The sequence below is a fragment of the Polaromonas sp. genome (assembly GCF_039932935.1).
In the GTDB taxonomy this organism is placed as follows: Bacteria; Pseudomonadota; Gammaproteobacteria; order Burkholderiales; family Burkholderiaceae_C; genus Polaromonas.
In genome coordinates this window covers 1-8,540 of record NZ_JBDTPB010000126.1, presented here as the reverse complement: position 1 = coordinate 8,540, position 8,540 = coordinate 1, and the positions used below count along the sequence as shown (strand labels likewise).

Annotated in this window: 6 protein-coding genes; 3 read left to right on the top strand and 3 right to left on the bottom strand. The window is 63.0% G+C overall.

The features are described 5' to 3' along the window. The 3 genes from ABI546_RS19730 to atzF form a co-directional block, all read right to left on the bottom strand. Nucleotides 1-685: ABC transporter permease subunit (locus tag ABI546_RS19730; protein ID WP_348049399.1), on the bottom strand; the 685-nt coding region annotated here is incomplete at its 3' end. Nucleotides 686-690: 5 nt separating this feature from the next. Beyond that, nucleotides 691-1,710: an ABC transporter substrate-binding protein gene (locus ABI546_RS19725; RefSeq protein WP_348049397.1), complete on the bottom strand. Its 1,020-nt coding sequence runs from the start codon at nt 1,708-1,710 to the stop codon at nt 691-693. A 58-nt stretch (nt 1,711-1,768) separates the two neighbouring features. Further along, nucleotides 1,769-3,514, bottom strand: a complete 1,746-nt coding sequence (atzF, locus tag ABI546_RS19720; RefSeq protein WP_348049395.1) for an allophanate hydrolase — start codon at nt 3,512-3,514, stop codon at nt 1,769-1,771. 197 nt (nt 3,515-3,711) lie between these two features. On the opposite strand from atzF, the gene ABI546_RS19715 reads away from it, so the two are divergent. The 3 genes from ABI546_RS19715 to ABI546_RS19705 all read left to right on the top strand — a co-directional run. Then, a complete protein-coding gene (locus ABI546_RS19715; protein ID WP_348049393.1) occupies nt 3,712-4,419 on the top strand; it encodes a haloacid dehalogenase type II in 708 nt (235 codons plus the stop codon). 58 nt (nt 4,420-4,477) lie between these two features. Then, nucleotides 4,478-6,709: a malate synthase G gene (locus ABI546_RS19710; RefSeq protein ID WP_348049391.1), complete on the top strand. Its 2,232-nt coding sequence runs from the start codon at nt 4,478-4,480 to the stop codon at nt 6,707-6,709. A 486-nt stretch (nt 6,710-7,195) separates the two neighbouring features. Next, nucleotides 7,196-8,540 (top strand): DUF1631 family protein (locus tag ABI546_RS19705; RefSeq protein WP_348049389.1); only part of this gene is annotated, 1,345 nt, incomplete at its 3' end.

The window sequence follows — 8,540 nt, the reverse complement described above, 5'->3', positions numbered from 1 at the left end:
TGTCGGCCCCGATGAACATCTCGGCGACGATCACGATGACCAGCGCCATGGACACCGCCGAACGCAGGCCGACAAAACTCGGCTGAAGACTTTCCCAGATCAGCACGTCCTTGAATACCTGCCAGCGAGAAGCCCCCATGACCTTCGCGGCCATGACGCGCTGCTTGCGCGCATTGATCACCCCGTAAGCACTGTTAAAAACCACGATCAGCATGGCGCCGAACGCGGCGATCGCCACCTTGTTGATGTCCGACACACCGAAGATCATCAGGAACAGTGGGATCAGCGCCGAGGACGGCGTGGAGCGGAAGAAGTCGATCAGGAACTCCACGCTGCGGTAGGCTTTTTCATTGCTGCCCAGCAGCACGCCCAGCGGCATGCCGACTGCGGCAGCGATCATGAACGCCTGCACCGTGCGCCACACGGTGACCGCAAAGTCCTTGAGCAACGGCCCGCCGGCCAGGCCGCTGAGTAGCGCGCCCAGCGCATCAAGCGGAGGCGGCAACAGGATGGCCTTGATAAAGCCCAGGCGCACAGCCAGGTCCCAGATGATGAAGAGCACCACCGGGCCGATGAAAGGCAGGGCCTTGTCCAGCGCCGGCTTGCGCTGCACGGCGGCCGTCGGCGCGGCCGGAGGCGTCCAGGGCTTGGCGGGCGTTGCCGTCATGGGGGAGGGTGTACTCATGGCGTTCAGCCCTTGTAGAGCATGGTGTCCACGATGAGGCGAGAACTGAAGATGCCTTTTTCGGAGAACAGGTCGAAAAATTTCTGAAAGTGCGCCACGTCAGCCGGGGTGAACTCGTTGTACATGGTGTAGGCGGCCAGCGGCACCTCGCCGGTGAGTGCCCCCTCGATGGCGGTGTAGCCCTTGAGGTACTGGCGCGCCTCCACCGATTTGCTTCGCACGTAGGCCACGCCCTTGCCGTAGGCTGCGACGAATTTTTTGGCAGCGTCGGGGTTCTTCTTGATGAAGTCCGACGACAACGAAGCCGAGCCGCCGAACCAGGGCGCCATCGGGTCGCCCAGTACGTAACGCGCGATCACGCCGGCTTCGAGTACGCGGGTCGTGCCGTTCATGCGACCTATGGTGCCGGTGGGCTCCAGCGTGTAGGCGCCGTCAATCTGCCCGGCGGCCAGCGCAGCCACATGCTGGCCGATGGGCAGCTCGACCACGGTCGCGCCGGTCGCGCCGCCACGCTCCAGCACGGTCTTGGCCAACGTCACGTTCTGGATGCCGGGACCCGAGCCGACGCGCTTGCCCTTGAGGTCGGCCATGACCTTGGCCGGGCTGGCCGCCGGCACAATCACTTCGTCGAGCACGTTTTTCACGTTGCTCGGGTTGGAGCAGAAGATCTTGAAGGTGCCGGGTTGGGCGATCTCGCCGATGGCGATGTTGGCCGAGCCGGTGCCGTTGGCGGTGCCGTCGGCGCGGCCCGAAAGCACCGCCTCCATCACTTGCTGCGCACCGGCGAATTTGAGCGCCTCCACGTCCAGGCCGGCTTCCTTGAAGTAGCCCAGTTCGATGGCCGAGTAGAACGGCAGGCCGGCCGCGATGGGCCAGTAGCCTATGCGGATTTTCGGCCCTGTCTGCGCGCGCAGGATGGCGGGCATGCCCAACAGTGCCAGCGTTGAGCCGGCGGCCGTGGCCTTGAGCAGCGTGCGGCGTGCCAGGCCGGAGATGGCGGATAGCGGTTTGCGTACGGGCTTCATGAAATGCTCCTGCGTGTGATGAATGAAAGATCGATGAAGAGATCGATGAGGTGGGCGCTCAGGCCGGTGCGGCGGAGTTGAGGGAGTCGATGTACGCGCGCCAGCCCCCGAAGTGCGTGATGTCCTCTGCGCCCTGCAAAGCTTCTGCCTCGCAAACAAAGCCTTGCACGCTGCTGCCGTTTTCCAGGTCGAGCGTGCCTATACCGAGTGGGGCGGGAATCAGCGCCACGAACGAGCCGTAGTGTTCAACCGGCATCTCCCAGATTTCGAGTGCGATGCGTGCGCCCTGACTGGCCGCCACACGCAACAGGCCCGGCTTGGGCGGCACCGTGCCTGGCAGCGCGTAGAGGCGATAGTCCAGCGCGGTGCGTGTTTGCCCGACCAGGGTGGCGCCGCGTGTGGTGAGCTGATTGTTTAGCGGCATGCCGGAAAGGTGTGCGCCCACCACTGCCACCTTGACGGTAGCTTGCAGCTTGATACCCGCCAGCGGCTGCGGCGCAGGAAGTGGGTCATTCAGTGCGCCCTGCATCAGGCCTGTGGCGTGGTGATAGCGCTGCCCCAGTTCGGCCAGTTGCCAATCGCTGCCGGCCAGTCCCACCAGGGTGATGCCGAAAGGCAGGCCGTCGGTGCGCAGGCTGCTCGGCACCGAGACAGCCGCGTAATCCAGCAGGTTGACGAAGTTGGTATACGTGCCCAGATGGCGGTTCAGCGTAACGGGGTCGCGCTGCATGGCCTGCTGCGTGTAGTGCGTGGGCGCTGTGGGTACCAGCAGCACATCGATGTCCCCCCACATCTCAGCGGCCTGTTGGCCCAGCATGCGCAGCTTCGTCTGGGCCGCGTATAAATCGGCAGCGCTGTACTGACGCCCCGCACCAATGATGCTGCGCACCGGCTCGATCACCTCTTCTTCATGTGCGTCAAAGAACTCCCGAACAGCGGTGTAACGCTCTGCCACCAAGGCACTTTCATACAGCAGGCCGGCGGCTTCGGCCAGTGGCGCATAGTCGATTGCGACCGGCACGCCGCCCAGGCTTTTCATGCGGGCAATGGCATCGCCAAAGGCATCACTGGCCATGGCATCGCCGTAAAAGTTCAGTGATGAAGGCACGCCGAAGCGAAAACGTGCGGGCAACGCCGTGTCGGCCATGGCCAGCACGCGCGAGTACGGGTCCAGCGGGTCGTAACCCATGGTGACTTCCAGCACCCGCGCGGCGGTGGCCACGGTGCGCGCAAAGATCGAGAGGCAATCGACGCTTTGGGCCGCAGGCACCACGCCGCGCGCGCTGATCAAACCCCTGGAGGGCTTCAGACCGACGATGTTGTTCAGGCCTGCAGGCACGCGTCCCGAGCCGGCCGTGTCGGTTCCAAGCGAAAAGTCTGCTTGCCCGGTCGCCACCACGTAAGCGGAGCCGGAGCTGGACCCGCCAGACACATACGCCGGGTTGATGGCATTGGGCACGGCGCCGTACGGCGAGCGCGTGCCGTTCAGGCCGCAGGCAAACTGGTCCAGATTGGTTTTGCCGAGCAGCCGCGCCCCCGCATCGAGCAGTTTCTGCACCACGGCAGCATGCGCAGCAGCGGTGTACGCAAAGGCAGGGCACGCGGCGGTGGTCGGCACGCCCGCTACATCAATGTTGTCTTTGGCTGCAAATGACAGCCCGGCCAGCGCGCCGCTATCGCCAAAGGGGAAGGATGGCGTCCTCGTGATCCAGGCCTCGGGCGCCCGCTGCGCCTCAGGGGAAGCAGGCACCGCCGCCCGGCCAGGAGGAAGAGGCAACCCGGAAGACGTTGGCAGTGAGGACATGTGCACCAATTTAAAGCATCCATTCTTGTGTACAAGACAAGATGCAAGAGCTATGCCAAACAGCGGATTGCTCTGCCCATCACTTTTTTGGAATGGTGGAGGAGCCTATCCACACCCGATTACCTAAATAAATGTCATGGATAAAGCTATTTCATAGTGATTAATAACGCTTGAAGTATCAAATACAGTAGGAGCCTATGGAAAAGCCTCGCCCCCACTCGCAGCCCAAGCTTCGTGCCGTGCTGTTTGACGCCTACGGCACGCTGTTCGACGTGTACAGCGTGGGCCTGCTGGCGGAGCAGCTGTTTCCGGGCAAGGGCGACGCGCTGGGCGTGCTGTGGCGCGACAAACAGATTGAATACACGCGCCTGGTGACCATCAGCAATGGCGGCGCGCACTACCGGCCGTTCTGGGAGCTCACGCGCGCTGGCCTGCGTTATGCGTGCAAAAGGCTGGGGCTGGACCTGGGCGCCACCCAGGAAGAGCAGCTCATGAACCAGTACCGCCATTTGTCGGCTTTCCCCGAAAACCGCGAGGTGCTTCAGGCGCTGAAGGCGCGCGGCATCACCACCGGTATCCTGTCCAACGGCGACCCCTCCATGCTGGACGTGGCTGTCAAGTCGGCCGGGCTGGAAGGCCTGCTGGACCACGTGATCAGCGTGGACAGCATCCGCAAATACAAGACCGCACCCGAAGCCTATGCACTCGGGCTGGAAGCCACCGGGCTGGAAGCGAAACACATCGCCTTCGTGAGCTGCAACAGCTGGGACGCGCTGGCCGCCACCTGGTATGGCTACCAGACACTTTGGGTCAACCGTTACCAGTTGCCATTTGAAGAGCTGGGCACACAGCCCGTACACACCGGCACCAGCCTGCGCGATGTGCTCTCGCTGCCGCTGCAGTGATTTGGCATCACGCATTTTCTGATTTTTTTTTGCACCATTTGAGTAAAGGGACCACACCATGACCACCACAACCAACACGCCACGCATCACGAGTCACCGCCTCCAGGTTGCGACAGGGCTTTACCGTTTCATCGAAGACGAGGTGCTGCCCGGCACTGGTGTGGCCAGCGCCGCTTTCTGGAAAGGCTTTGACGCCATCGTGGCCGATTTGGCCCCGCGTAACCTCGCCCTGCTCGACGAGCGCGACCGCCTGCAGTCCGAGATGGACGCCTGGCACAAGGCCAACCCAGGCCCCATCACCAACATGAAGGCCTACCGCGCCTTCCTCGAGAAAACCGGCTACCTCGTGCCTTCACCAAAAAAGGTCACCATCACCACCGGCAACGTGGATGCCGAACTCTCCAAGCAGGCAGGCCCGCAACTGGTGGTGCCTATCCTGAACGCGCGTTACGCACTCAATGCCGCCAACGCGCGCTGGGGCAGTCTCTATGACGCGCTTTACGGCACCGACGTCATCTCTGAAGAAAACGGCGCCACCAAAGGCAAAGGCTACAACCCCGTGCGCGGCGCCAAGGTGATTGAGTACGCACGTTACGTGCTGGACCGCACCGCACCGCTGAAAAAGGGCTCGCATATTGATTCGACGGGCTACGCAGTCAAGGGCGGCAAGCTGGTCGTCACCCTGAAAGGCGGCAAGACAACGGCGCTGGAAGACGCCAGTCAGTTTATCGGCTACCAAGGTGCGGCATCCGCGCCGTCGTCGGTGCTGCTGCAGCACAACGGCCTGCACCTGGACATCCGCATCGACCGCGCAACGCCCATCGGCAAAACAGACGCGGCCGGTGTGAGCGACCTGGTGGTCGAGGCAGCGCTGTCGACCATCCTGGACCTGGAAGATTCGGTGGCGGTGGTGGATGCCGACGACAAGGTGCTGGCCTACCGCAACTGGCTGGGCATCCTGCAGGGCACGCTGACCGAAAAAGTCACCAAGGACGGCAAGACCTTCACCCGCGGCCTGAACCCGGACCGCGAGTACATCTCACCGAAAGGTCCCAAGAGCAAGCCCGTCACGCTGCACGGCCGCTCGCTGATGTTTGTGCGCAATGTGGGCCACCTGATGACCAACCCGGCCGTGCTGTACACCGCTGCGGACGGCTCGACAAAAGAAATTCCGGAAGGCATCCTCGACGCCGTCGTCACCACGGCCATTGCCATCCATGACCTGAAACGCAAAGGCAAGGCGGGCATCAAGAACTCGCGCAAGGGCTCGGTCTATATCGTCAAGCCGAAGATGCACGGCCCCGCCGAAGTCGCCTTTGCCGACGAGCTTTTTCGCCGCGTTGAAAAAGTGCTGGGCCTGCCCGACAGCACCGTCAAGCTCGGCATCATGGACGAAGAGCGCCGCACCAGCGTCAACCTGAAAGCCTGCATTGCAGCCGCCTCCAGCCGCGTGGCCTTCATCAACACCGGATTCCTGGACCGCACCGGCGACGAAATGCACACCGCCATGCAGGCCGGCCCGATGATCCGCAAAGGCAACATGAAAATCAGCCCCTGGCTCAGCGCCTATGAGCGCAGCAATGTGCTGACGGGCCTGGCCTGCGGCCTGCGCGGCCGCGCCCAGATCGGCAAAGGCATGTGGGCCATGCCCGACCTGATGGCCGACATGCTCAAGATCAAGATCTCGCACCCGCAGGCCGGCGCCAACACGGCCTGGGTTCCCTCGCCCACGGCCGCGACGCTGCACGCGCTGCACTACCACCAGGTCAACGTGGCGGCGGTGCAAAAAGACATCGAGAAGAAAGTCGATCTGAAGTCCGAAATCGCGCGCCTGCTGCCCGAGCTGCTGATGGTGCCGGTCTCGCCCGACGCCAAATGGACGCCCGCAGAAATTCAGCAGGAGCTGGACAACAACGCCCAGGGCATCCTCGGCTACGTGGTGCGCTGGATCGACCAGGGCGTGGGCTGCTCCAAGGTGCCCGACATCCACAACGTCGGCCTGATGGAAGACCGCGCCACGCTGCGCATTTCAAGCCAGCACATGGCCAACTGGCTGCTGCACGGCGTGGTGACCAAGGCGCAGATCAAGGAAACCTTTGAGCGCATGGCCGCCGTCGTCGACGGCCAGAACGCAGGCGACCCGCTGTACCAGAAAATGGCGAGCAACTTCGAAACCTCGTCGGCTTACAAGGCGGCTTGCGACCTGGTCTTCAAAGGCCTGGAGCAGCCGAGCGGCTACACCGAACCACTGCTCCACGCCTGGCGGCTCAAGGTGAAGGCGGCGCACTGACCCGTCAAAGAATCGGCACCGGCTGCAACGATCGTTGCAGCCGGTAGCTCAGTTCGGGAAACATCACGCGCTATTAATTTAGTAGCTGCTTGCGCGCATCTGGATTGGGCTGCGGGCCAATTTACCGTAAATTTTGGCACTTCTTACAAAACGCTTGCACCTGAGCGCGAGGGCCGGTTGAGACAGTCGTTTGACGAGCCGTGGCCTGCCCGGGTGTTGCGTGGAACTGACCTTTACAAAGCACTGTTTAAACCCTAAATCCGGCCGTGTCCGGTATTGGCGGGTTTTAGGGCGTGATAACGGGCTGTTCTGCGCCAATGTAGAAGTAACTCAAATGTATGCGTTGGAAAGCAAATGAAACACTTTGCAAGTACATCCATGAAATCACAGTTGGCCTTTACCCTTGGGCTTCCCCCGTTTCCGGCCATGGATGGTTGCAAGCTGGCCGGCAACGTGTGATTAATACCTATTCTCTCGAACTCCTCGATGGCTTCGCAACCTGACGTTCTTCAATCCTGTCTTCAGGCAGCTGCCAAAGCCGCCCGACCTGCGCTGGAACGGTGCGTAGACGACGCCGTGGCGGGGCTGCAGCTCGCTGAAACACAAAATCAGAAAGTCGTCGAGCGGGACGAGCTGGCGACCGCCTGGCGCGAGCTGCAAAAAAACAAGCCGGCGTGGAGCGCCCAGTATCCGGCAGACCTGCTGGTGCACTTCAAGGCCAATGCGGCCGTTGCGGCGCAAGCAGTCCGGACACCCACCGCCTCGGCAGACCAGCTCGCGGCATCGGTCGCCGCGTCTTCCAGCGCGTTCGCCGCACTGTCCTATGCCAATTTTTCGCTGGTGGGCGACGACGACGTGTCCCAGGCGATTGAATCGTCGCGGCTGCTTCAGCTGGTGTTGCCCGCGGTCGACCATGTCCTGACCGAACTCGACAAACTCATCAGCACGGTACAGGGGCTGCCCAACGTGCGCCCGGAGCTCAACCCGCTGCGCGCCGAGGTGTTCGCGCAAACCCTGCGCGAAATGATCACGGCCAGCAATGCCGCGCCGGCCATTGTCTCGCTGTGGCTGCGCTACCTTGCCGCGCCGCTGGGACGCGAACTCAAGCTGGTCTACGAACGCCTGGTCAACCAGCTGGAGCTGGCCAATGTGCAGGGCGCCAGCTACCGCGTTTTGCAAACCCCCGCCAGCGTGGCCCAGACCCGGGCCAAGGGTAATGGCGGCGGAAATGGATCAGGAAGTGGACCCGGAAATGGAAGTGGCGGACCTGGCTCCGGCAACGGCGGCGCGGGCGGAGATGGGGACGGCAACGGAACGGGCGCCTCCGCACGGCAACAGCCGCCCCCGCAGTACGCCGATCTTTCCAATTACGAAATCCGGGACGAGCTGTTCCAGGATTTCCTGTTCCACGGCGGCAGCAACGCGCACCATGGGCTGGCGCCGTCCTATTACGAGACCGTTGAAGAAGAGCTGGTGGCGCTGCAGGATGCGCCCGACTCCTCCGGCGCCCCGCTGGGCGACTCGTCCGGCAGGCCCTCACCCGAATACCAGAACCTGCCCGCGGTAGACAGGCCGCAGCGCATGGTCGACGAGCGCAGCCAGCTCAGCCCGCAGGTATGGGGCTCTTATGCCCGGCCACGCGAGCGGGCCATCGTCCGGACGCAGCTCAAGAAAGAAGCCAAGCAGGTCGGCCAGGTACTCGGCCTGGAAGTGGTCCGCAAGCTGGTCAACCAGGTCGCGCAAGACCCGCGCCTGCTGGTGCCGGTGCGCGAAGCCATCGTGGCGCTGGAGCCTTCGCTGCTGCGCCTGGCCATGGTGGACCCGCGCTTTT